The 23,992-nt window shown below is 67.4% G+C and carries 19 protein-coding genes; 8 read left to right on the top strand and 11 right to left on the bottom strand.

Annotated elements, in window-relative coordinates; all coding sequences use genetic code 11:
• Positions 1 to 35 precede the first annotated feature (35 nt).
• The 3 genes from LG943_RS12705 to LG943_RS12715 form a co-directional block, all read right to left on the bottom strand.
• Positions 36 to 836, bottom strand: a complete 801-nt coding sequence (locus LG943_RS12705; RefSeq protein ID WP_270072458.1) for a hypothetical protein — start codon at positions 834 to 836, stop codon at positions 36 to 38.
• Positions 830 to 1,327, bottom strand: coding sequence for a hypothetical protein (locus LG943_RS12710; RefSeq protein ID WP_270072459.1), 498 nt, complete (start codon positions 1,325 to 1,327; stop codon positions 830 to 832). The genes LG943_RS12705 and LG943_RS12710 overlap by 7 nt, the downstream gene beginning before the upstream one ends.
• A gap of 779 nt (positions 1,328 to 2,106) precedes the next feature.
• Positions 2,107 to 2,598, bottom strand: coding sequence for an ATP-binding protein (locus LG943_RS12715; RefSeq protein WP_270072460.1), 492 nt, complete (start codon positions 2,596 to 2,598; stop codon positions 2,107 to 2,109).
• Positions 2,599 to 2,814: 216 nt separating this feature from the next.
• On the opposite strand from LG943_RS12715, the gene LG943_RS12720 reads away from it, so the two are divergent.
• Both LG943_RS12720 and LG943_RS12725 read left to right on the top strand, forming a co-directional pair.
• Positions 2,815 to 3,666 (top strand): helix-turn-helix domain-containing protein, encoded by an 852-nt coding sequence (locus tag LG943_RS12720; protein ID WP_270072461.1) that lies wholly within the window; start codon positions 2,815 to 2,817, stop codon positions 3,664 to 3,666.
• Positions 3,663 to 4,028: a DUF397 domain-containing protein gene (locus LG943_RS12725; RefSeq protein ID WP_270072462.1), complete on the top strand. Its 366-nt coding sequence runs from the start codon at positions 3,663 to 3,665 to the stop codon at positions 4,026 to 4,028. Before LG943_RS12720 ends, LG943_RS12725 begins: the two co-directional genes overlap by 4 nt.
• An 855-nt stretch (positions 4,029 to 4,883) precedes the next feature.
• Here LG943_RS12725 and LG943_RS12730 read toward each other — a convergent pair.
• Together LG943_RS12730 and LG943_RS12735 are read right to left on the bottom strand one after the other, a co-directional pair.
• Positions 4,884 to 8,933, bottom strand: coding sequence for an ATP-binding protein (locus LG943_RS12730; protein WP_270072463.1), 4,050 nt, complete (start codon positions 8,931 to 8,933; stop codon positions 4,884 to 4,886).
• 396 nt (positions 8,934 to 9,329) lie between these two features.
• A complete protein-coding gene (locus LG943_RS12735; RefSeq protein WP_217781961.1) occupies positions 9,330 to 10,181 on the bottom strand; it encodes a hypothetical protein in 852 nt (283 codons plus the stop codon).
• Positions 10,182 to 10,744: 563 nt separating this feature from the next.
• On the opposite strand from LG943_RS12735, the gene LG943_RS12740 reads away from it, so the two are divergent.
• The 3 genes from LG943_RS12740 to LG943_RS27770 all read left to right on the top strand — a co-directional run bounded on the left by LG943_RS12740 (position 10,745) and on the right by LG943_RS27770 (position 12,658).
• A complete protein-coding gene (locus LG943_RS12740; protein WP_270072464.1) occupies positions 10,745 to 11,185 on the top strand; it encodes an ATP-binding protein in 441 nt (146 codons plus the stop codon).
• Positions 11,186 to 11,313: 128 nt separating this feature from the next.
• A complete protein-coding gene (locus LG943_RS12745; RefSeq protein WP_270072465.1) occupies positions 11,314 to 11,514 on the top strand; it encodes a hypothetical protein in 201 nt (66 codons plus the stop codon).
• A 649-nt stretch (positions 11,515 to 12,163) separates the two neighbouring features.
• Entirely contained in the window at positions 12,164 to 12,658 is a 495-nt protein-coding gene (locus LG943_RS27770; RefSeq protein WP_372451083.1) for an HNH endonuclease, read from the top strand.
• Here the strand turns inward: LG943_RS27770 and LG943_RS12750 are convergent.
• A complete protein-coding gene (locus LG943_RS12750) occupies positions 12,545 to 13,192 on the bottom strand; it encodes a hypothetical protein (RefSeq protein ID WP_270072466.1) in 648 nt (215 codons plus the stop codon). The two genes, LG943_RS27770 and LG943_RS12750, sit on opposite strands and share 114 nt — an antisense overlap.
• A 389-nt stretch (positions 13,193 to 13,581) precedes the next feature.
• Here LG943_RS12750 and LG943_RS12755 point away from each other — a divergent pair, with 389 nt between their 5' ends.
• Positions 13,582 to 14,568, top strand: a complete 987-nt coding sequence (locus LG943_RS12755) for a phosphotransferase family protein (RefSeq protein ID WP_270072467.1) — start codon at positions 13,582 to 13,584, stop codon at positions 14,566 to 14,568.
• On the opposite strand, the gene LG943_RS12760 is transcribed toward LG943_RS12755, so the two are convergent.
• From LG943_RS12760 to fxlM, 5 genes are all read right to left on the bottom strand, one after another.
• On the bottom strand, positions 14,529 to 15,047 hold the full coding sequence (locus LG943_RS12760) for a hypothetical protein (RefSeq protein WP_270072468.1): 519 nt from the start codon (positions 15,045 to 15,047) through the stop codon (positions 14,529 to 14,531). The genes LG943_RS12755 and LG943_RS12760 overlap by 40 nt on opposite strands.
• 152 nt (positions 15,048 to 15,199) lie before the next feature.
• A complete protein-coding gene (locus tag LG943_RS12765) occupies positions 15,200 to 16,351 on the bottom strand; it encodes a lanthionine synthetase C family protein (protein ID WP_270072469.1) in 1,152 nt (383 codons plus the stop codon).
• Complete coding sequence (locus LG943_RS12770) at positions 16,338 to 19,253, bottom strand: lantibiotic dehydratase (protein ID WP_270072470.1); 2,916 nt, start codon at positions 19,251 to 19,253, stop codon at positions 16,338 to 16,340. The genes LG943_RS12765 and LG943_RS12770 overlap by 14 nt, the downstream gene beginning before the upstream one ends.
• A 75-nt stretch (positions 19,254 to 19,328) precedes the next feature.
• The gene (locus LG943_RS12775; RefSeq protein ID WP_179766672.1) at positions 19,329 to 19,538 is read right to left on the bottom strand and encodes an FxLD family lanthipeptide; all 210 of its coding nucleotides are present in this window, start codon (positions 19,536 to 19,538) and stop codon (positions 19,329 to 19,331) included.
• A complete protein-coding gene (gene fxlM / locus LG943_RS12780; RefSeq protein WP_270072471.1) occupies positions 19,535 to 20,812 on the bottom strand; it encodes a methyltransferase, FxLD system in 1,278 nt (425 codons plus the stop codon). The genes LG943_RS12775 and fxlM overlap by 4 nt, the downstream gene beginning before the upstream one ends.
• A gap of 381 nt (positions 20,813 to 21,193) precedes the next feature.
• On the opposite strand from fxlM, the gene LG943_RS12785 reads away from it, so the two are divergent.
• Together LG943_RS12785 and LG943_RS12790 are read left to right on the top strand one after the other, a co-directional pair.
• Positions 21,194 to 22,969, top strand: a complete 1,776-nt coding sequence (locus tag LG943_RS12785) for a helix-turn-helix transcriptional regulator (protein WP_270072472.1) — start codon at positions 21,194 to 21,196, stop codon at positions 22,967 to 22,969.
• Positions 22,970 to 23,674: an SDR family oxidoreductase gene (locus LG943_RS12790; RefSeq protein WP_270072473.1), complete on the top strand. Its 705-nt coding sequence runs from the start codon at positions 22,970 to 22,972 to the stop codon at positions 23,672 to 23,674.
• Positions 23,675 to 23,992: the final 318 nt, after the last annotated feature.

Raw genomic sequence — 23,992 nt, forward strand, 5'->3', positions numbered from 1 at the left:
GCTCGCTCCGGTTCAGGGTTCAGGGAACTCCTCGTTCAGGGGACGCGGTCCACCAGGCCGTGGGACTCCACCACGTCGACCTCCGCGGCCGCGGTGGTCACCAGCGGCTCCAACGCACCGCCGCTCTCGGCGGAGGACCACTCCACCTCCCACACCACCGCGACCTCCAGGTCGTAGACCCCCTCGGGCTCGGGCGTGGAGGGACGGGTGAAGGTGTGGCCGCAGTCCGGGGAGGCCGCCGCCGGGTCATGCCGCCCCGCCACGAAGGGCGTGCCGGGGCCGTCGCAGGACACCGTGGTCCCGTCGCCCATGGACCAGCGCGCCGTGGTCGGCGTCGCGGTGACCTCCACCGAGCCGCCGGGCACGTCGGCCCGCGCCGACTCCGGCCGCCAGGTGTCCTCCTCCACCCACAACCAGACCGGTACGTGCACCAGCACCGGCTGACCGGTCGAGGGGGACGTGGTGATCTGCGGGGTGGGCGGCCGCAGTGCGTCACGGGCCGCATCAATGGCCGAGGCCGCCGTGATGACCGCCGTGTCGCCGAGATCCTCCTGGCCGACGAGCGTCTCGCATTCCTGCGTGCCCAGGCCGGTCTCCTCGCATGTAGGGGCGGCCTGCACGGCCCCGGTGCCCGGAGCGCTGGTCGCGCCCCCGCCCGCATCGGGGCGGGCGTTGGAGGGATGGGCGCCGGACTCGGCTTGGGCCTCGCACCCCAGCGCGTCGCACCGCGCGTTGCCGTCGAAGTAGTCGGGGTCGGCCCAGGCGAGGGACCCGCCGGCGGCCACGAAGCCGAGCGCGAGCCCGCCGACGACCACGGTGCGGTCGCGGGTCAGCATGACCCCGCCTGGCCCAGCAGCAACTCCGAGACCTTCCAGGTCTGGCCGTCGCGGCTGACGGTGGCCTCGGCCTGGCGCCGGATGGGCTCCCGCGGGCTCTCCTCCACGAGTTCGCCGCTTTCGGCGTCCTCCTGCAACCAGTCGGTGGTGTCGACGCAGTCGCGGATGACGACCGCGGCCGCCTCGGCATCGACATTGTCGGCCTCCGGCGAGTGGACGGGGGCGCCCCGCGCCACCACACCGTCCTGGGCCCGCGCCTTCAGGCTCTCGCTCGCGAAGTCCAGCGCCTGCCCGGTGGCGTAGGGCTCAAGCGCCGCGTAATCGGGGTCGGTGGTCCGCGACTGCTCGGCGATCACCGCCCACATGCCCTCGTAGACGGCCAGTGCCTCTTCCTCGGGCGCAGCGGCACTGGCCGAGGGCGACGGCGAGGCGCTCGTCTCAGTAGGAGGGTCGGCAGACGCGCCCGAACACGACACCAACACCGTGGTCAACAGCACCGATACGGCCGCCACCGCCGCACCCCGCCCACGAGTCATCGGCAACCCCGCTGCGCTCTCGTGCATCACTCTCTTCGGATTACCGAAAGTAATACGACGGTCACACAAATCCAAGGGGTTGGCATCGCCGAATTCGCGCGGGGGTCAAATGCGCCGTGTTGGGAGCATCGCCACTCCGCGGCCAGGCCGTCTCCTGCCCGCATCACCGGCGAACTTCTCTATCGAGATGCAAATGGACTGTATCCAGGAATACTATGGGTAACAGCACAGAAGATATTGCAATGCACGCATTTACCCGATCTTTCCTGTGCCATCCTTAATGCACCGACATATTCCTGGCAGCGCGGTTCGAGCGGCGACTTAGGCGTCTGGGGCATGGGCGCTCGGTCGTGGTGCCCCCTCACGGTGAGGACAGCCCCGAAACAGCATGCCCGCCGTTGGCAGCGTCAACGGCCAGCACGCCGCAGCCAGGATCCCAGCGATCCGGGACAGAGGGTCCTCCGCTTCCAAGCGCCGCCACTGCCTGTGCAGCCGACGCCGGCACCGGCAACAGAGACCGGCGCCGGTGTGAACACGCAACCGGTGCTGAAGAGCGCAGTCCACACGCACGCCCGCGGCGACGTAGGCGCCCAGCAGCACAGCGAAAACAGCAGAGAGCATGACAGTCCAGACCCGGTGGTTGGTCAATGTGGCCTGGTGGAGCCAGAGCCAGGTGGTGCCGCAGCCGGGAAAGGAAAGCGGCACCACCCTGCAATTGCTCCTCGGCGGTGCGGTCACATGCCGAGGACCAGGCGTTCCCTTTGCAGGCGGAGGCGCACCTGCGCCGACATCGCCGTGAACGAGGGCACGGCAGTGGGAGACAATGCGAACCACACCGCCTTTCCCATCGCTCCTCCCCGAGGCACAACTCCGCAGCACCCCCCGGCCAGGACCGTGACCAGGTGCAGGCCGCGCCCTCCCTCTTCGGGACTGCCCGCTGCCTCGATCGCCGGAAACGCGGGAAGGACTGGCGCCCGCACACCGCAGTCGTGCACTTCGATGAGGGCGCACCGGGGCAGCGGCGTCGATGCGCGCACGGTGACCGGGCTACGGCCATGCCGCCAGGCATTGGTCACCAGTTCGCTGACGATCACGTTCGCGTCCGCCCTCTTGACTTGGTCGAACCCGTGCTGCTCGAGCCAGCAGCCGATCAGCGCACGGGCTTGAGCGGCGCCTTCGACCGGCAACCTCGCCCAGTGCATCAGGACGTCCGTGGTGTCATTCACGATCTCCTCCAGGGATGACCCCGCGCGGCGGTCGACCAACCCCGCGGAACGTGAGGTTGCCGTCGCGCCCAGGAGTTCGATGATGCCTCTCAGGAATATTCCTGGCAAGTGCTCGAAACATTCTCGTCCGCTTTCTCGCACATGTCAGGATGGTGATCGGGACGTGAGCCGCCCAGCGCGCCACACTGGTGTCCTCCCTGACTAGAAAGGATCGACGTGCAGCAGCGCAGCCCTGTCGCAGCCCGCCGCAAGCTCGGTGCTCACCTGCGCGAACTCCGCGGCGCCGCCCGCCTTACCGGCACCAAGGTCGCCCAGCGCCTGGGCTGCGCGCCGTCCACGGTCAGCAAGATCGAGAGCGGCAACCTCGTCCCCGATTCAGCCCTGCTCGACCGCATGCTCGACCTCTACGGGCTGGAGCCGGCCGCCGAGCGCGCGGCCTTCCACCGACTACTCGACACGGCCTCGGGCGAGGGGTGGTGGGAGCAGTACGAAGACGTCCTGCCGCCGCGCTTCAACACCTACATCGGCCTCGAACTCGACGCCTTGTCGGTGACGGCCTATGAGACCACCCTCGTGCACGGCCTGCTGGAGACCCGGGCCTACGCCGGCTCGCTGATGCACGCGGCCGCCTTCGGCCAGCGCCCCGACGACATCGAGACGCTGGTCGAGGTCCGCATGCGCCGCAAGGAGAACTTCGACCGCGAGCCGCCGCTGCGGCTGTCGGTGGTGATGGAGGAAGCCGCCATCCGCCGCCCGGTGGGCGGCCCGGCCGTCATGCGCGAGCAACTGGCCTACCTGCTGGAGGCGCAGGAGAAGCCCTACATCAACATCCAGATTCTGCCGTTCTCGCTGGGCGCCCATATCGGCCTCACGGGCCCGGTCGCGCTGCTGGAGTTCCCCGACGACCCGCCCGTGGGCCACGCCGAGGGCACAACCGGCAACACCTTCCTCACCAAACCCCGCGATACCAGCCGCTGTAGGATCATCCTCGACAAACTGCACGAGCTGGCCCTGTCTCCTGCCGAGACCTCAGCCATGATCAGCGCCGCCCTGGAGGAGCTGCCGTGAGGCGTTGGCCTTCGGTCGACACCGAGGACGTCCCGTGGGTGAAGTCCTCCTACAGCACCAACCCCAACGGGTGCGTGCAGATCAAACGGCTGGGAGATCACGTCCTCGTCGGCGACTCCAAGCACCCCGACGGCCCGACCCTGACTGTCACAGCCGAGGAGTGGGACCGCTTCCTCGACGCGTTCATCGCAGAAGGCCCCGAATCCTCCGGTCGGCTCTGGGCCTCCTTCCACGCCGACGGCGGATTCACCCTGAGCACCACCGACCCCCGCGATCCAAAGCTGGTCTACACGCAACAGGAGCGCGAGGCCTTCGCCAACGGCGCCCGCGCGGGGGAACTACGAAGCCACATCCGGTCGTAGGTCCTCAGTTTCCGCGACACTGCCTCGCAAGGAGAAGCCATCACTGCCCCCGGGGAAGAAGGCCAGTGTCGGCGGCAGAGAGCACACAACGGCTTCGCAGGAGCCTGCACCTGCTCCTCTTGCACGCGCGTCTTACTCGGTGTCGTAAGCGCGGCTTCGGTGAGCCAGCGCTGCGTTGCCTTCGTCCGTGATGACAGTCACCCGCCTCCACATGCATGGAGAGCACCCGACCATCGGATTAGAAGTCCGCCATTTTCCTACCGCCAAGTGCTGAATTAGCCCCTGACGTGCCGTTCTATCCGCGAGAAGGCGCGCGCTAATACCGATCTGTCGCGCAGTGTGCCGCACAGGTGCCAAACCACCGAGCACCCACGGAGCACCATGGCCGCCACAGCGTCCGCCCTAGATTTCACCAGCCCCCTCGCACAACCACGCAAATATGAACATATGGACGCACGTCCTAGAAGCCACACACGCGCAGAGACAGCCACCGCCATAGGACTCGTCCGCAGTGCCCTCACGCCGGGAGACCGTGGCCTCGGCGATCAGGCGGTTCCGTACCAGTGCACCCTGCCGTTCTCCCACCGCGCCTTAGCGCTCAGACTCTTCCAAGTGGGCCTCGACGAGCCGCCGTCACTGCCATTGCCATCAACGGCAGTGACGATGGGCTCACTCCTATCTTGCGTGGAGAGCACCACGAGACCGGGGCCGCGAAGCCCTGGCTGCCGAATCATTTTCAGGTGCGTGGAGAGCACGCACGACGAAGGGCCCGACACCTCATGCTGACGAGATTTCCGCGGCTGACCAGGCGTTTGAGCTTGGAGCGCCTGTCGTGGGAAACTTAAGGCCGGTTCGTCAATCCCATCCGTTTTCAATGTCCTCTTGGTGACGTCGACGATCAGCATCGAGGGTGCCCTGCACCAGTTCTATGCCCCGCTCGTAATCGGAACGAAGGTCCGAATCTTGGACTTGGATTGCGGCCTGTCGAGCGCGATCAAGAGTATCATTCAATTCAGGGGAATCCCCGTCTAAGTCGCTCCAGTGGCCGGGGTGCATCGTTCCCAGGAGATTTTTTCGGACCTTTGCATGACAGCCTGTTATGCGAGCGCGCTTCATGATCTTCTCAGCAAGAACCCAGTGACGGAGCGGCCACGTATCGACGCTTCTCAGTACCTCGGTCAGTGCCAAGAGGTAGTCCGCGTCGAGTTCCGCGACGAGTTCGGCCAGGACTGTCCCCTGAGCCTGGGTCAGGCGGTCGTTGATGGCTGTGGCAACCACGCGACCGAGGCGGTCTTGGATGGCGGGGTCAAGAGAGAGATTCTGGCGGAGCCAGGACACGAGCGCGCTGGGGTGGTCGTCGTAGACGGCGCCGAGACCGGGCAGGTCGACGCGCAGCGCGATATCTGCGGCGTCTTTCTCAGCGAGATGGTTCAGTACAAGGTCAGGATGGGAGGACGCGATGCCCACGAGCACCTGCTGAACCTCATAGGACTCGTAGTCGGTGCGTCCGATGAGCCGGAGGACCGCAATGGCCTCCTCCTTGGTAAGTCCGGCTCCGTAGGCTGATCCGTCGAGGCCGCTGGCTCCCTCTAGAGCACAGGTGGCGGCAACATCAGTGATGCCTTTATCGAGCATGAACGGGACAGCTTCAAGAGGCTTCGCGCGAAGATAGGGGCCGCCTACACCGAGAAACGTATCCGCGACCTTTGGATCGGGATCACTGGTGCCAGTTACCCAGAGGACATGCAGGTCGTCGATGTTGTCCCAGGCATTGCGGTCAAATGCGTGAGCGATGGCCGTTTTGATGGATCCGCGCTCGTTGACGACAGCACCGTGAAGCCACATTACACCCTCGTCTGGGGTGAAATGCAACATAAGTCTGATGAGATGCCACACACTTCGGTCGAGTGGCCCGGGTTCTCGGCCAGCGATTTCGCGAACGATGTCAGGGAGGATTTCTGGCGCCCGATGTGCGATGCGCCGCCAGACAGACCATAGATTGCAGGATCGATCGTGGTGGAGGTTGATAACGTCGCGAGCAGTGCGGTCCAGGAGGTCGAGCATCTCGATGACCGTGCCGAAGTGGAGGAGGCGTCGCACGATGTCATCAACTATGGTTTCTTCGAGTTCGTGCCGGCCTTGACTTTTCTGTATTAACTGTTGAGCGTGTTCGGCCTGGATTTCACTCTTGGTCAGGCCTGCTGTACGCTCATTTTCGGTTGCTCGGGAGGCTTCGAGTTCTTCGAGTGTGGGCACGTCGCCCGGATGGACCCTAGTGGATACGAGCCATCTTTCAAAAAGGACGTCTGCAAGGTCATCTTCGAGGTGACCAACACCGTCGAGTGTGGCCAGAGTCGTGAGGGCGGCATGCATTACGCGCGACGACTTTGCGCGCTCTGCCGGCCAGGTGAGGATGTGGCGTACCCGGCGGCGGAGAGCGGGGATGGACGTTCGCCGCGCGATCTCGGTCAGCACGGCGATGGTCGCCAGATCATCATCCTCCCAAGAAAGAATGATGTCGGGATCGGCTCCCTGGCCAAAATGACCGCGCGGTTGACGCAGGGCGTGCTGCAACAGCGCGATGGCCTGAGAGACGCGGTGGTGATTCTGGGAGAGGGCCTGGTCGAGAAGGAGTGCCCGGATTTGGTCGCGTACCGCTCGCATCGCTGTTGCGTCGATAGGTACTCCTTGCATCGAGATCGTATGCGGAGCTATCTGGACCGTTGCAACTTCCTCCTTCACAAGTAGGGGTTTGAGGGCGAACAGCGGTGTAGCTTCGTTTTCACCCTGGCCAGGTTCGGTGAGCCATTCGGTGACTCTCGCGACGATGCGTTCCGGGAAGGAGGAATGGGGAAGTTTGATCAGATTTCCAAGATGCTGCTCAATTGCCCACCGTGCGTTCTCTGTATTTGAATGGGGCGGGTACGGGGTGTGCTGGTGTAGAGCCCATAGCGCGTCCAAGGCGGTCTCGAGGAGCTCGGGTGCATGGACGGCAGCGCTCGCGTACAGGCTAGGAAGTTTGCTGCGAACATCGTCTCGGCCCAGAGCTGGCCGACCACTAAGCTCGCGCCACGATCGTTCACCGCTGTCCTGAGGAACCGGCGTATTACACCCGTCCTCCTCGTCCAGCCGGATCCGTAGGCCCTCCAGCACGTCGAGCAGCGCTCGCGGCTGAGTCGCCGCGAGTTGCTGGAAGTGTCCCAACTCGTCATACAAGTCGTCATAGGACAACGTCTGCAGGCGATGACGGATCATCGCCCAGATCCGGTTCATGACACGAGGGCCGTTGCGCCTGCATAGGCGCCAGTCGAGTTCACCGAGGGACATCATCAGCCGGTGCTGATATTGCCCGTGACCAAAGGCTTCCCAGAGAGCGGCGACGAACCCGGTATCGAAGTTTCTGCAAGCTGCTTGGTCTTCAAGAATGCTGTCAGCCACGATGTCCGGCACGACCCGTAACATGTCCCCTTGTTTTATGAGGACACCGTGGTCAGTCAGCGAGGTGATGATCTGCATCAGATCGAGGGGTAGCAAGTCGCAGAAATCCGCGATCTGGCACATCAGTTCATGGTCCTCACAGGGCACTGCTCCGAGTGCTGCATAGGTGGCCAGAACCTTGCGTGTGGCTCTGCCGTCGAACCCATCGACCTCGGGCTCGCGCAAGCCGCGATACCGCGCAAGGACCGTCTCGCGCAGGTTGGCGTCGACGGCCAGCGCCGCGGTCAGCTCCCCGTGTCGGATTAGATTGGTGGTGATCACCGCGACGTGTGGACTGTGCTCTGCCTGACCAGCCAGGTAGGACCGTAGGTCAAAACTCAGTCCCATTCCGTCAGTAAGCTCCTTCACAAGACGCTGAGCCTGCGTTCTCGTGAGCTCACCAACTGGAACATTAGTCTTCTCCGATGGCCGAAAACCGGCCAGGATCACCTGTTGAGTGACGGCTTCCAGCGCGCTCGGTCGAGTCGCTAGAACGATCTGGATGTCCTCCCGGCTGCGAGCCAACCTTAACAGCGGCGCGAGCGCATCGGTGTCGACGTGAGCGTCATCGACTACGACTACCGAGGCGCCAATCCAAAGCTCACTCATCGCCTTCTCACTGAACACCCATCCGGACCTTAGACAGATGACAAGAAGGTGCGGTTGTCGCTCCCGTAGTTCGAGAAGCGATTCTGTCAAGAGGCGGGACTTCCCCCGGCCACCAGGGCCGGTCACCACCACAACCTGCCGAAAATCGCCCGAGGTACGATCGAGGGCACGCTTCATCCTGTCCATCTCAGCCGTCCGGCCAACGAGGGGAGCGATATCGTTCATCACGTCCTCGGGGCTCCGCCGTTCGCCTGCGAACGTCTCAATCGACACGAATGAATCGTCCGGACTTTCCAAAAACAGCCGCCTGACCTCCTGCCCCCAAAACTCGTCAAGAATTTCGCGCTGGATCTGAACCGGCAGCTCACGTAGCATCACGGTCAAATCCCGTCGATCCCACAGTTGCCAACTTGGATGCTTCTTGATCTCATTGCGTGCGCCGATCTTCGCGACATCGGAATACACGAGATACAGTTCCTTCGCTTCCTCAAACGTCAACTCGTGTACCGCCTGGATCACCCGTGCTGGTGACAAGGACTTTAGGTGCTTGCACTGCCAGGCGGCGGGCACACCGTCATTGAAGTGGCCGAACAAGTCGATGCCGCCCTGCGTGTCACCTGAAACACCCCAACGAACGATGTTCGCGACGTGTCGCTCGTTCATACCGAGAAACGTCTGAGCCTTCAACAGGCGCTCAACGAAGCTTTCAAAACGCATGGCTGAAAGCCATGGAGTGGGAAGCAGTTGAGGCTCTCTATCGCCGAGGAACCAGTCACGCGCTGATTGCGATTCCGACTTTTTGGCACGCTTCCCAGCCATTTGATCATCCAATTCCGTGAACTCGTTGAACCGCCCAACCCGCCGACTCGCGACTTGGTGTTTGTCGTGAGCCCTGACGACGTATACGACACATTCTTGCAGATGTCGCCGACATCCGGCTGGGGAGACATGGGGCCCGCAGGTGGCAGCCCGGCCAACGGGCCTGGTGTTCCAGTCCGTCATTCTCCTTCCGCCCAGTGCCGAATCATTCTCTGACGTGCCGTTTTACCCGCGAGGGCGCACCCACCAATACCGTTCGACCCCGCCGTGCACCGCGTAGGCCCGAAACCACCGAGCACCTACGGAGCACCATGACCGCGACGGCGTCCGTCCTAGACTTCGCCAGCATCCTCGAATAGCCAAGTGAATGTGAACATATGGGTACGCCTCGTAGGTTCAGTGGGTGCCCTCTGCACCACCACGTACCCGAGCGATCTTGAAGATGGCCACAGGACCCAAGAACGGTGATGGACCACTAGTAAGGGGATAGTCCTGACCCATACCGGCGTAGAGGACGAGCCCGTTCCCTGACAGCTCTTTCAAGATTTCAGTGATGCTCCGCTGCGCGTCCCGTACCTCAGAACGAGAGTACTCGATATCTGACGATATATCGCTCCAGTCACGGAAGGCTTGCACCGCACTATCAATGACATCCTGTTCCTCGTCTGAGCAGTCGTCTGGCTCGATGTGTTCTAACCACCCCAGGCAGCCAGAGAGGATAGGCCAAAGATCCCGCCCCGTCTTCACATGGTTGAGCGCCACGACATGAGGCTCTGGGTCGTCCACCGTAATGACATCGATAATTCGATCGACCTGATCCCTTTTCAGCTTGCTGATCACATCGGCAAGCGTCTTGATCCCCCACACTTCAATAATGACGCCCCTGTACAAGGGGCGAAGTTCGTTGTCGATGAATTGGTCAACTTCGCCTGGTGCCGTATCGTTTGTGAGGAAACGCCATACCCTCACGTCACGGTGCTCCTGGAGGCAGCCCTCCAAATCTCTGCGGATCTTTGCCTTGGTTCTATCAATCCGCTCGCCGCGCGTGGCGTGTGCCGCGAAGAACACCCGAGCTTTAGGGCAGTATCCGTCATTCTTGGTGTCCCCCTTCGGACCGGCGGCCCGCACGGGTTCATAGTCACCCGGGTACAACTCCATGCCGAGACGGTCCATGCAATCCTGGAAGGCGTTGCCCTCAAGCCGAAGCAACTGGCCTTCAACGAGTTTCCGCAGCGAGTTCTGATCCATAGGAGTCATTATTCCGATCATCCGCCCCACATCCGCTGGGGGCGGACTTACAGTGACGTGCTCGGCTGTGGAGCCGGGCCGGCGAGTGGCGAGGCAGCCGAGGACCCCGCGCAGCGTGTCGGCGTCCTCGGTGTCCTGCGCGGTCTCGGGGGCGGCGAACTGGTGCAGAAGCGCGTATGAGGCGGGGTGCGGCTGAACTGGGACGGTTGTGGATGCTGGTGCCGTGGCGGCGCCGGTCAATCAGTCACGCCTCGGTCAGGATGTTGAGGTCGTGGCTGACGCTGTGCGCGCTCGGGGTAACGCGGCGGCGAGGTCTCCGGCGCGCACGCCCTCGGAGGGGCGGCGCCACGTTCAAGGCGCGCGCCTTTGCGCGTTCCTCCATAACGAAAGCAATGGAAAGTGCCTTACAAAACCGGTCCAGTTATACGAGAATTGGACTCCACAACATTCTAAGTACGTGCGGATATTTCTCACGGCACATATTGACTGGTCCTGAAAAGGTGGGTGTAGATGTCGGTGCCCTACCGGGCGTGCCCTGCAACCAGCACAGGGAGGGAATCCGCATGCAGCCCCACCGGCCCACACCCGCCAATCCGCCTCCGAACACCCTCTGCCGCATCCTCGCCACGTCCGATCCCTCCCAGGTCGGCGCCGTGCGCGCGTGGAACGCCGAGGCCACCGTCGAGGAGGCGCGCAGCCACGACATCCAGCTCGTGGCCGGTGAACTCGTCGCCAATGCTCTAACCCACTCGAGTTTCCCGGCGCCGCCCGGCCCGGTCGGGATGATCGCTCTGCGTCAGAGCGCCCACCACGTCGAAGTTCGGGTCACCAACCACGCCCCACGGCCCGGGTCGGTACCGCTGCCCCGTCCAGCCGACCCCGACGCGGAGTCCGGGCGAGGACTGCTCCTCGTGGCGGCCCTCGCCGACATATGGGGCTGGCACCGTGAAGACACCCGGATCACCGTGTGGGCACGCTTCCACCGCTGCGGCGGTGCCCAGTGATGGGCCTGCGCGGTCGGGGCCGCACGTCCGTGCGCACTCCGCGCCACGCCCGCGTCTCCCCCGCCGTCAAACCCCGCACATCGGCCGCTGCCCAACCGGTGTTCGACGCCGCCGCCAGCGCCCGCGCCTTGGCGCAAGCCCTTCGAGCGCGCGGCCAGCAGCGGGTCTACGGTGTGGCCGATCCCCGCGTCTCGGTGGTCTCCATCCCGCAGGCCACCGTGTGGTGTCGCGGCGGCATGTTGGTCTGGCGCGACGCCTTGGGCAGGCGTGTGCAGATCTTCGCCGAGGAGATCGACCACGCCGTAGCGCTCCTGCTCGCCGCCCCCTGAGACCTTCACCCGCCAGGCGCGGCAGTCTGTCGAGAACGCCGCAGGGCCCGCAGCCAGCCCGGGCTCTATCGATGGCTGCCCGCCACGCCGCCGGGGACTGAACCACCGTCCCGAGCAGCGTCCGCCTCCGCCCGGGACACCCACAGAGACCTCTGAACTGGCCTGTCAGCAATGTGTCGGCGGCCGGTCACCGTTTTGATGAGACCGCCCGGCGCGGTGAGGGGCGCCGCTTCGCACGGCCCAGTCCAGCCTTCGCACCCGGGCGGGAATGACCGCCTCACCTGGCCTGTCAGCGACAGGTCCTCGGTAAGTCCCCGCGCGCCGGCGTAGGCGGCCGGGGCCGGCCCGCTCCGGAGGCCGGCGCGCGAAGAACACATGCAGCCGGCTGCCGTTCTCCGCGCTGTGCATCACGTCGTCCGGTTCGAGGTCGGCTGCTTCGACGGTGATGCCCAGCTCCTCACGGAACTCGCGCACCGCTGCGTCAATGATTGCGCTTTTATCCTCGGCTTCCAAGTCGCTGAGAACACCTCACTGCGTTCGCAGGGATGGATCAATGACTGGCAGGATGCGCTGATCTGGGCGGAGTCAGAGCTGTCGAGCGCGGGAGTACTGTCTTGCCATGGCAGACCGACCTCCCATCCCCACCGAGATGCGCCGGCAAGTTCTCGTCGAATCTGGCCACCGCTGCGCTATCCCGACGTGCCGGCAGCACCCTGTTGACATCGACCACATAGACGACTGGGCGAAGGTGCGCGAGCACAGGTTCGAGAACCTGATCGCCCTCTGCCCGACCTGCCACCGCCGGAAGTCGGCGGGAGAGATCGACCGGAAGTCGGTCCGCCAGTACAAGGAGAACCTCGGTGTCCTGAACAGTCGTTATACGGCAATGGAGATGCAGCTTCTGCGCTGGTTCGTGAAATACCGAGCCCAGAGAGGATATCCGATGCTCCCTTATGGGATGGTATGGCTGATCGGGAATCTCGTTGAAGACAACCTGGTGTCCCTTTCGAATGACCGGGGCGGATTACGGCTAATGAGAGAACAAGCGGAGATCCGTCGTGCTCATTATGTCGTCCTTACTGAAGACGGCAAGGACTTCATCGCCCGTTGGATCGATGCTCGTCCCCTCAGCCCTACGCTTTAGCAAAGCGCGTCGCTCAACGACGTCGAACGGCCCCCAGGCCCGGTCGTTCTCGGCTTCGGTGGTGCGCTGGCGACGGTAGTTGATGACCAGCAGGGCCACCGCGTCCAGGTCGCGCGGGCGCAGCACCTCGGGCGGCTCCCAGGCGGGCGTGTCCAGCAGCAGCCATACCCCGGCGGTCAGCAGCGCCACCACCCCGGCGGCCACCACCCAGGCCAGGGCGATCAGCCACGCCAGCGGAAGCGGCGCGGTGTGCCGCCGCGCCAGCCCCGCCGTCCCTGCAGCCGCCAGCGACGAGGACGAGGGGTGAGCGGCCGCCCGGTGGTCGTGTGCGCCCAAGTCGAGGACCGCAGCGCTGATGCGGTGATCACCGAACTGAACCGGCGCGGCGTGCCGATGGCCCGGTTCGACCCGGTCACCGACTTTCCCGGGCGAGGTGACCCTCGCTGCGGAAGCGGGCGGCGGGAAGGGCTTGCACGGCCGCACCACCACCCCTCGCGGGTCGTTGACCTCGCCTTGGTGCGCGCCGTCTACCACCGCCGCACCTCCGGGTACGGGGCCGCCTTCGCCCACCTGGCCGAGCCAGACGCGCGGTTCGCCGCCGCCCAGGCCCGCCGTTGCCCGAATCCGGGGCGTCGGCGCCCCGTTGAGACGGGAGTATCGCCGGGCCGCTCTGGCCCGGCGCGCCCCTCCTGGCGTTCGCCTCCTGCGGCCACGGTCGAGGCAAAGGCACCGCTTTGTGGCTGCCACGGCATCTGCCCAGACGCCTTGGGGCCTCACCGCCATCTCACGCGCTGGGCCGATCACGGCCGCACGATCCAGCTCGACCGCGACGCCCCGCCGACGAGGCTCTCGCCCGTGCGGCCGGGACAATGGACACACTCCCGTGCCGTCGGCCAGCGCATCTTCATCCACGAGGGGATCACATGGACTTCCGCCCGATCGAGCGCACGGCGCAGGCGTTTCAGCAGCCGGTGACCGCCGAGGAGGTCCAGAGGGTTTGCCGCCGCGTCTTCGGCTCCGATGCCCGAGTGGTGTCCGCGGTGGAGCTGGGATCGGGCATGTACAACAACGTCTATCGCGTGGCTCTGGCCGAGCGGGACCGCCGGGTGGTTCTTCGGGTGGCGCCGGCGAAGGCGCGGCAGTTCCGCAGCGAGCGGCACCTGATGAGGAACGAGCACGCCGGCTTTCCGTGGCTTGCTCCGATCGCGCACCTGATGCCGCACGTGATCGCCGCGGACTGGACGGGGCAGGTGATCGGCCGGGACTGGATGATCCAGACCTACCTGGAGGGTGTCCCGGCTCCAGAGCATCTGGGGTCGTACCCGCGGAGCACATGGCCGGCGTTCTTCCGGCAGATGGGTGCGATCACCCGTGCCGTGCACGATGTGCGGGGACCACATTTCGGGCCTGTGGCCGGGCCGGGATACGCCACGTGGAGCGAGGCTGTGATCGCCTCGCTGGAGGACATCGCCGCCGACCTGGACGGTGCGGGGCTGGAGGCGGCAGACGTGCGCAGGGTCGCCGCCGCGGCCGGCCACGACCGGGCGGTGCTGGACGAGGTCACCGAACCCCGCCTTCTGACCGGTGACCTGTGGACTGTGAATACTCTGCTCGACCGGGACGCCGACGTGCCGACCATAAGCGGCGTGCTGGACTTCGACCGCTGCCACTTCGGGGACCCGGACGCCGATTGGACGATCCGTATGGCGACGGCCAAGGCCGATGAGCGCGAAGCCTTCTGGGAGTCCTACGGGCCGCTGGACCGGTCGGAGGCCGCGGTGTGGAGGGCGCGGGTCTATGAGGCGCGGCATCTGGGTGCGGTACGCCTGGAGCGGTACCGGCTGGGCAAGGCGGAGGCGGTGAGCGAGAGCTATGGGGCGATGGCCGCCGTGCTCGCCCAACTGGCCTGACCCGCGTCGCCGGGCGGGACCACGCGGAGTTGGACCTGTCGCGCGAGCAGGTCGGCACGCTGTTCCACCTCGGCCGCGTCCGTGCCGGTGGCGACGAAGGCGCCCAACCGCTGGGCATTGGCCGAAGGGGTGTGGACCATGCCGCCGATCGGCGCCCGCCAGCGCACGAACGGCACCCCCGGCGCGGGCCTCCGAAACCCGGTCACGGAGACGAGCCGTCCGGCGTGCGGGGCGGCGATGAAGCGGACGGTGGCATAGCCGTGGGCGGTGGGGGTGAGCACTGCCGGGCGGCCTAAGGCGACGTCGAGCAGGGCCGCGAAGACCTCGATGCCCAGGGCGTGCTGGAGCAGGAGGCCGATGTGCCCGGCACCGATCCGGGCGGCGATCTCGATGATCGTGCACTGGCAGGCCACATCAACGATGACTTCGGTGTGCGAGGCGCCATGAGGGATGCCGACCGCGCGGATCACCGCGTCCACCTCCCGGTGCACAGCCGCTTCGGTCGCCGGGGGCAGGCGGACAGGAATGCCGACATCGCCACCTCGGCGAAGAGCGAGTGGACGCGAAGGCGTGGGCGGCGCTTCGCCACTCGTCAAGAGGAAGTCCCGTGAACCGGCTCGCGCTCGCCGCCTCAGGCCAGGAGGAGGCAGCGGTCCCAGCGGGAGTGTAGACCCGAGTTCAAGGCCAGGTGAGTGCCTGCGGTGCCTTCCAGGAAGTCCGCCCTTTCGTGGTGCGGCGCGGGTGTCTCAGCGGACTTCCGCACGGTCAGCAGGTGGCGGCGGAGTCGGGGCGCCCCGGGCGCCTGGTCCTCGGCCATCCGCGTGAGGGCGCGTAGACCCCCCGCAGGGCCGTGGCACAGACCTCCGGCGGTGAGGCCATCGACGCCGGCCCCGGCCACCAGACATGCGTCCATGGCCCGCTCGGCCGTGTGCCGGCGCGCGATGTCGCCCAATGCCAACGCCGCGATCTGCTGGGCGCGGGCAATGCCCGGGGTTCCGTAGCACCATGTGGGCGGCCCGGGTCGGGTCGGCCCGGTGGCAGTGTGGGCGACCGTCCAGGGCGGCCACCATGGTCCCGCCCGACCGTCGTACTGAAGAGAGTCCAGATAGGCGCAGAGGAGTTCGAGCGTGGCACGCTGCTCCCGCACCGTGCGGCCGGCGCGGTAGGTCAATCCCAGGAGGCTCACCACGCCGGCGATACCGTGGGCCATGCCGAGGTTGGCGTGGCCGTCGGGAAAGTACGGGTCGTGTCCTCCCCGGGGCGAGTGGTGGACCCACCAGCCGGGGTGGCAGCGACCCTCGCGGCGCACCGGGCGGCACAGGCGCACCAGGTAGGCCAGCACGTCCTCGAGCAGTTCGCCGTCAGGGTCGGCCTCCCACACCGCCACGGCGATTCCGGTGAGGCCGCTGACCAGGTCGTACTCCCCAAAGGAGGCCGGTTCCGCGCGGTCGATGCGGGCGTGGGCGGCTTCCAGGCGGTGGCGGACGAGCCTCCGCAGTTGTTCCCGGACCGTCGCGCGGGCACGGCGGTAGTGGTCGGGCGGGGCAAGGGCGAGCGTGAAGGCGACTGCGGGAAGGCCGTGGAACAGGCCGGGACGGACCGTGGGATCGAGGACACCCCCTGCCAGGGCGGTGCGCAACCATGCGTGAGCCGTCTCGGCAGGGCTTCCCGCGGCCAGGTGGACCAAGGCGATTCCCAGAGCACCGCGTGCGAGGGACAGCGGCGGTCCCGCTTCCGCCTCAACGGAAGCCGGGTCCTGGGGAAGCGCATCAGCGGGGGGCATGGGCCGCTCCGGGCAGGTGGCGCAGGGACAGGGTGAGGCTGCGCGCCAGCGCGAGCAGGCGGTGCTCGTCGTCCCGGTCGGGCCCGTGCACACGGTTGTGGTGCATGTGCCACAGCGAGGGCAGCACCGCCAGGGGGTCCTGGCAGTGGCGCCGGTAGGCGGCCAGTGCTTCGTCCCGGGCCTGCCACGCCCGGTCGACGTGCGGCGCCGTTTCTGCCTGGGTGAGCAGTGCGCGAGCGCGGGCCAAGGCGGGGCGGTCGACCGGCTCGGAGGAGCGGGGCAGACGGGTCAGCAGCCAGTCAGACGCAGCTCCCATGGCCGCGGAGACGCGGAGCAGGGACAGCGCCGCCAGCGCCCGAAGACGGTCCGCGTCCTGCCCGCACGCCTGAATCTGCGCCAGTGCGGCGCGGCTGTCCGCGACGAAGACGTCCTCGGCGGCCCTCATGGCGGTCCCGCGGCCGTACCTGTCCCGCTCCGGGCGGTAGGGCTCGAGTCGCCAAGTGTGGATCAGTTCCGCCTCGCCGAGGGTTCGGGCCCACTCCCCCACGGCCGCCTGTACGGCGTCCGGCTCGGCCGGTGCCCGTAGGCGCAACCGCAGGTGCGGACCGGAGTCGTCGCGGTAGCGCACGAACCAGGTCCGCACCGGCACTCCTCCGAGGAGGGCGTCAAGGCCGCTGAGTCCGGCCAGGACCCCGGTGAACAGGCAGGGGTCGGTGTAGAGGTGCGCGGAGACCCACGCGGACCTGTCGACGGCCGCGGCACTGCGCGCCCGTGAGGCGATCGGGGGATTTGGGCACGGCGTCGGCGGCCGCGTGGTGCCCAGGGGAAACACGAGTTCGTGGGCGTGGCCGCCACACCAGGAGAAGCCGTCCGGGTCGGGGGCCTCGGTGATGACGGCGCTGCCGTGCCGGTGCAGGTGGTCGGTGACCAGCACGCGCTGTGCGGGCTCCGCGAGGTCCAGCGGCAGCCCGCGTTCCCCCTCCAGCAGCAGCACGCGGCGGGGCAGGGGCAGGTGGGGCCGGCTGCGGGCCTGGGGCCATGTGTGCGGAGTGAGGCGCCACTGGGCGGGGGTGAGGATGCTGCGGCCGGTGCGCAGCCGCGGCAGGTAGGCGAAGCTCGCGGTGGTCGGCGGCCACGGTCGGTTGGTCGGGTAGAGGCCAGTGCGGCCCTGCGGCAGTTCGGCGGTGAAGCGGGCCATGGGGTGGGTGTAGCGGCGCGTGTCCAAGGCACTGGTGCAGAAGGGCTCCAGCACGGCTCCGGTGGGCGTGTGGACCAGGCGCAGGTGGTCGGGGTCGATGCGCACCGCCACCTCCCGGATGTCCATGACCTCGACGCCTGGCTGGTCGGGCGGGTAGGTGTCGATCACCAGTACGCGCGAGGCGACGATGGGCGAGCGGGCGACGTGGGACGCGTCAGCGGCCATGGGTGGGGCCAGGACCTGCACGGGCACGGCGCCTGCGGTGAGGGTCGGCAGGTGGGTGTCCAGGCGTGGATTCACCATGCCCGGCAGATGGGCGAAGCGCCCGGTGAGGGCTCCCGCCCCGCGCGAGAGCCCGGTGATGAACAACTGGAACCGGCCCGCGTCGACATCGGCTGCGGAGGCGCTCAGCAGGTGGGCTCGCACCTCGGTGTGCGCGGGCACCCGATCGGGCTCCGCGCCGACGAGGTGGCGCCACGCCGGTGCCTCCAGGTCGAGGTCGACTTCGCCCTGCGCGGCGGCCTCGGCGGCGGCCGCCGCCAGGGCGCGCTCCCGGTCCCGGTCGGGGCGCGCGGCGGGGGCGGTCAGGCGCGAGCCGGGGAAGGACGCGGGCAGCCCCAGCCCGGCCGGTCCGGTCAGGCTGAGGAGGTCGACGAGCGCGTGCTGGCCGTAGGTGTCCAGGCAGCGCCGGTGGTAGTCGGCCCATGCTGTCTGGTCGGCGGTCTTTGGGGCAATGCGCGCCGCCACACCGGCGGCGCGGGCCGCCTCCTCGGCCACCTGGCGGTGGAGTTCGACCCGCACCGCCAGCCGGGTGTCGATCGCCACCGCCTGCCCGTCGCCGGCGCCCAACTCCCGGTTGACCCGGTGGCGGATGCGGATCCGCTCCTCGTGGCCGGTGCCGGATCGGTTGTGGTGCCGCAGCGCTTTCGCCGCCGGCTCCAGAGCGGGGGCGTGCTCGGCGAGGTGGGACAGCGGCCACGGGTGCCAGACGGGCGGCGGTGCCGCGCTGATGAGGATCCGGTGCGCGAGCAGGGTCGTGAGCAAGTCGGAGACGGCGGCCGCCCCGGCTCCGGGGAAGGCGCAGGTGAGCGCGGTGCGCAGTTCACCGATGGTCGTGGGCGCCCGGGCGAGGCCCAGGGCAAGGGAGACCGCCGGGGTGTGGCGCAGCGACACCGTGCCCGCCTTGCGGGGGTCATCGCGGTGCGGGGTGTGGGCCAGGACCAGCCGGTCGCCGTGGACGCGCACCGTCTGCGCGGCCACCACCCCGGTGGCGTGGCCGGCTTCGGCGCTCGCAGCGCCGGCGTGGGCGGCCAGCCAGCCGGGAGCGGGCTGGGCGAACTCCTGGTGGTGGTCCTGCCAGGTGACCTGTGTCGAGGAACCGATCGCGACGGGCGCGACTCCCGCGAACAGTCCGAACGGTGTCGGGCGGCCGGTGGCGCGAAGCAGGTAGCGGGTGAGCGCTGCGGCGGTGCGGCGCGCCTTGGCCTTCGTTGGAGGATCGGCACGGAACAGCGTGCGTGCCAGCGACGGGCTGGCGACCTCGATCGCCCTCACCAGAAGGTGATCCCGTTCGCAGACCTCGGCGGTCCACGCGCGCAACTCCGCCTCGGAAGCCCGTCCCACGTCGAGCCAGCGCCGCCCGGGGGCGTGGGCGCGGGTGGCGGCACGCAGCGACGCGCCCAGTCCGGTCAAGGGGGTGTACACCAGGGCTCCGTTCAGTCCGGTCGGGGGGCACGTGTGAGCGGGCACCGTGCTCGGCGCCCGCTCACACGGCTCAGGTCATCCGCCGCCGCCGCTGTTGGTGCAGCTCTGCGTGCAGGCGCTCTGGCAGGTGGAGCCGCATCCGTCGTTGGTCATCGACCACAGCGGCTCATCGACAACGGGGACCTCGACCCGCAGGTCCAGATCGAAGGCGTCGTCGCCGAGCGTGCGGTCGCGGCTGAGGGCCACGAGGCCGTCGGCGGTGGGTGCCGCGGTGAGGGTGCTCAATGTCGCTCCTTTTCTCCGAGGGTGTCGGTCCAGTTCAGGACCGTGTGGGTGTGCCGCTTGGTCAGGACCCGCCCGCTCGGCAGTGCCTCGCGCGGCGTGGAGGCGGGCAGGATGTCGATCTTTGGCCGACGGCCCCGGTGGTGGCGGCCCCAGTCGCTGATCAGCTCAACCATGGCGTGAGCGACGTGGCGGGCCCGCGGACCGTGGCCCACCGCGCCGAACTCGTAGGCGTCCTCCGTGCCGTCGCTGCCGCGGATGCAGCGGTAGGCGAAGCTGGTCCCGTCGTCGCTGATCACCGCAGGGGTTCCGGACAGTACGACCGGGCGCAGGATCCCCGCCTCGACCGCGCCGCGCTGGGCGGTCAGCAGTGCCCATCCGTCGGCCGCGCACGCCATGTACAGGTCCTGGCTGTCGGTGGGTTCCATGCCGCCGACGCACGTTGAGGACCAGAGGACCACCGGATCCTGGGCCAGTGCCGCGCGCAGCGCCCCGACGTCCACCGACGGGCCGTCTTCCAGTCGCAGCCCGACCTGCCTGCCCTCGGCCTCGTGCAGCAGCGGCATGGGTTCCCAGTGCTCTCCGGCGCCTTGCATGCGCACGAAGCCGCAGACATCGACCGCGACGCACCGCCACCGCCCCGCGCCGGCACCGCGCTCCAAGGTCAGGCAGCGGGTGAGGCCGCGCACCCGCATCGGCACCACCACACGGCCGCCCGGCGCCACCTGCGCGTCCCAGGCCGGAGGGAAGTCCCAGGCCCCCGCGGTGGCGATGACCCGGTCGTAGGGCGCCCGGTCGGGGTAGCCGTGCTCGCCGTCGGCCACAGCCAGGTGAATCCCTTCCAGACCGGCCTCCTTCAGGCACCGCGTGGCACGGTCGACGACCTCGGGGTCGATGTCGATCGAGGTGACTTGCCCCCGCTCTCCCACCAGGTGCCGGATCAGGGCCGCGTTGTAGCCGCCGGAACCGATCTCGAGAACGCGGTGGCCCGGCCGCAGGTCGGCGCGTTGCAGCATGGTGGCGATGATGCTCGGCGCCGAAACGGAGCTGAGCGCCACGTCGGTCTCGGGATCGCGCTTGGTAACCACGGCCTGGTGCTGGTCGTAGACCTCGGTCAGCGGGAGACCGGGCAGGAACGCGTCGCGGGGCACGGAGCGGAGCGCGCTTTCGACGCGCGGTGACGGCAGCTCCATGCCCAGGCCCACCCGTTCGCGGATCAGGTCCTCGACCATGCTCTGGCGCGCCTGTTCGGGGGTGATCGGGGTGTGAGAGGGCACGGAGGCTCCAAGCTCTGCTAGTCGCTGTCGTCGGACATGCCGAGCGTGCGGCGGGTGCGGGACGCCCGACGGCGGCGTCAACTCCCCCGGCGAACGGCTGCGCGGATCGGCTGCGAAGGGCTCGCGCCGACCGCGCGCCGACGGTTCCTCGGCCCTTCCACCGTGCCGCCGCCTCTGCCGTCACGGTAGTGAGAATTCGCTGCACCCTCCCGCCCATCAGGAGCGTGCGAACGGCGTGAACCGCTCGCGCCGGCACCGCACCGGTGTTAGCGTCACCCCACACTCCGGGTAGCGAGAGAGGCCGTTCGCATGGGAAGCGCCCACCCCGTGGAATGCGCACGTCGAATCCGCGCCGAAGAACTGGGCGACGCTCACCCGCAGGTGAGCGAACTGCACCGCATTGCCGAGGTGATCGCTGACCATTGCGGACACACCAAGGTCAAATCCCATCGGCTCGCCTGGAAATGGACGGTCCAGCAGGCTGTCGAAGCAGCCCGCCGGCTTGCCGAGCAACACCCCGATCGCTACCGCGGCGCCGCCGTCGCGGAACGCTCATGGAAGAGCTGGGAAGCCGGCGAACGTCCGAATGCGACATATCAGGACCTGCTCTGCCGCCTCTTCCATACCGGCCCGGTGGCCCTCGGCTTCGCCGTCGACTATGCGCCCAGGCCACGGCGTGGAGAAGAACCGCTCCCCCTCGTAGCCGCACCTCGGCACCGGTCCGCCGGGTCGATGGTTTTCCCGGGGCGCGCGTGCGGCAACTTTGTGGCATCTCCGCCCCCGGCAACGGCCACCGACGAAGTCCGGGATACGGTTCGCGTGGGGAAGGAGAACCGTATGGGTACGTCTGCCCGATCCGCGCTACGTCGGCGCCGGGAAGAACTCGGCCTGTCCCAAGAGGCCGCCGCCCACGCGGCGAGAGTGGATAGGTCGACGTGGCACCGGTGGGAGACAGGAAAGGCGACTCCCATACCCCAGCAGCGCAAACGCATGGCAGCGGTGCTTGACGTCTCCCTCTCTGAGCTGGCGGCGCTTTTGAGGCTCGACTCCGCGAGCGGAGACGACAGGCAGGTCACCATATCGGCGGTGGAGCATTCGCGCAGATCGCCCTTGCCTGCGGTCTCGCTGAAGGAAGAGGTGGAACGGGCAGTGCAGGATCGACGACGGTTCCTCGCCCTCACGGGAACGGTGTTGGCCGCATCGATCACCGGTGCCGGCTCCTACAGCTTCACGTCCCAGACCTTCTCCCCCGCCGCGGCCCCAGGAGTCGGCGTGCTCGCCTGGCTGGAAGAAGAAGTGCCGCGCCTCCGCCGGATGGACGACCAGGTCGCCGGAGAGGCCCTGCGCCAAGTGGTACTGGGCGAATTGAGGATCGCCGTCGACCTTCTGGGGGAGTCGCGGGGTGAGGAGTACGAGCGCCGCACTCTCACCGTGGTCTCCCACCTGGCTCAACTCGGCGGCTGGATCAGCTTTGACGAGGGGTGGAACGCTGCAGCGCAAAGCCTCTTCACCACAAGCCTGAAGGCGGCGCACTGGGCGAACGACACCGGACTGGTGTGCAACGCGTTGGCTGCCATGGCCTTCCAGTCGGCCTTGACCGGGCATCCGGCCGATGGAGCCCAGCTCGCGGAGGCCGGAGCGCAGCAGGCGGCTCACCAGCCGCCGCGCATTCGCGCGCTGCTCGCCTCTCGCAAGGCGCGGGCGTACGCGTTGAGCGGTGACAGGGCGAACTGCGAACGGTCGTTGAACGAAGCCGAGGATCACTTTCAGCGGAGTGACAGCGACGACTCAACTCCGGAGTGGATCTACTACCTGGACGAAAGCGAACTCCACGCTCAGGCCGGAGCGTGCTGGCTCGATCTGGGCCGGCCGCGCCGCGCGCTCGACGCGTTGGAGAGCGCCCTGCACCACCAGGATCCCGCCTACGTGCGGGACGGGGCCATCTACCGCATACGCACTGCCAGGGCACACATCGGGCTCGGCGACCTCGACCACGGGTCCGCAGCACTGGCCGAGGCCGCCGCTCTGGCCCGGCGGGCGCGGGCCACGCGGCCGCTCGCGGACCTCGAGGACGTCCGGGTGGGCTTGAACACCAAGGACCCCGGCGTGCGGGCACTGAACGAGCAAATCCGGGCGATTACGGACAGTGAGCAGTAGATGAGTGAACACCGCGTTGCCCTGGTCACGGGAGCCAACCGAGGAATAGGGCTGGAGATAGTCCGCCAGCTCGCCGAGAAGGGGATCGCCGCCGTCCTTGGATCGCGCTCCGAGGACGCCGGGATGGAACAGGCACGAAAGCTCAGCGAGAAAGGGCTGCCCACATCCGGGGTGCAACTCGACGTCACAGACACTTCATCGGTCGAGTCCGCGGTAGACCGCGTGCTCGCCCAGCACGGCCGGATCGATGTCCTCGTGAACAACGCGGGAATAACGGACGGCGACACCCACCCGAGCGACCTCGACTTGGCAACGGCCCAGGAAGTGATCGACACAAATTTAATGGGCGCCTGGCGGTGCACTCAAAAGGTGCTCCCGACCATGAGATCCACCCATTACGGCCGCATCGTGAACGTCACCAGCAGTCTTGGCTCGCTCGCAGAAATGGACAGCGACTCTGAGCCTGCATACCGAATCTCAAAGGCGGCGCTGCACGCACTTACCCGCGTCCTTGCAGCGGAACTCGCGGGCACAGGGATCCTGGTGAACGCCGCCTCTCCGGGCTGGACAAGAACAGCGATGGGCGGACCGCGCGCCCCGCGGGACGTTCGCACCGCTGCCGAAACTCCGGTGTGGCTTGCCACACTACCGGACGGCGGCCCGACCGGCGGCTTCTACTACGATCGAGAACCGCATCCCTGGTAGAGCTAAACCGCGTTTCAAAATTCCCCCCTTCTCCGGGGCATAAAAGCCGTTGATATTCGCCCACCCGGGCCCCACTCGGACTCCGAGGGGGCCCTTCTTTGTGCCCCCAACACAGTTGCATCATCCATGCCACTTCTTTGCAGCTATCATGCCCTGGCCTCCCGGAACTGCGATCTCCTTAAATGAATAGAGAAGCAGTTGGCCGATTGAGGCAGCATCGAACCGGCTGCTGCGCGAGCGTACCGCCCAGTGCAGGAGACCATCATGCCGTCGCCCCCGACCACGCCGAAGTGCGAGGGCAGAACCAAAAACGCGCCA

This window comes from Streptomonospora mangrovi, from assembly GCF_027604915.1.
GTDB classification, from domain to species: Bacteria; Actinomycetota; Actinomycetes; order Streptosporangiales; family Streptosporangiaceae; genus Streptomonospora; species Streptomonospora mangrovi.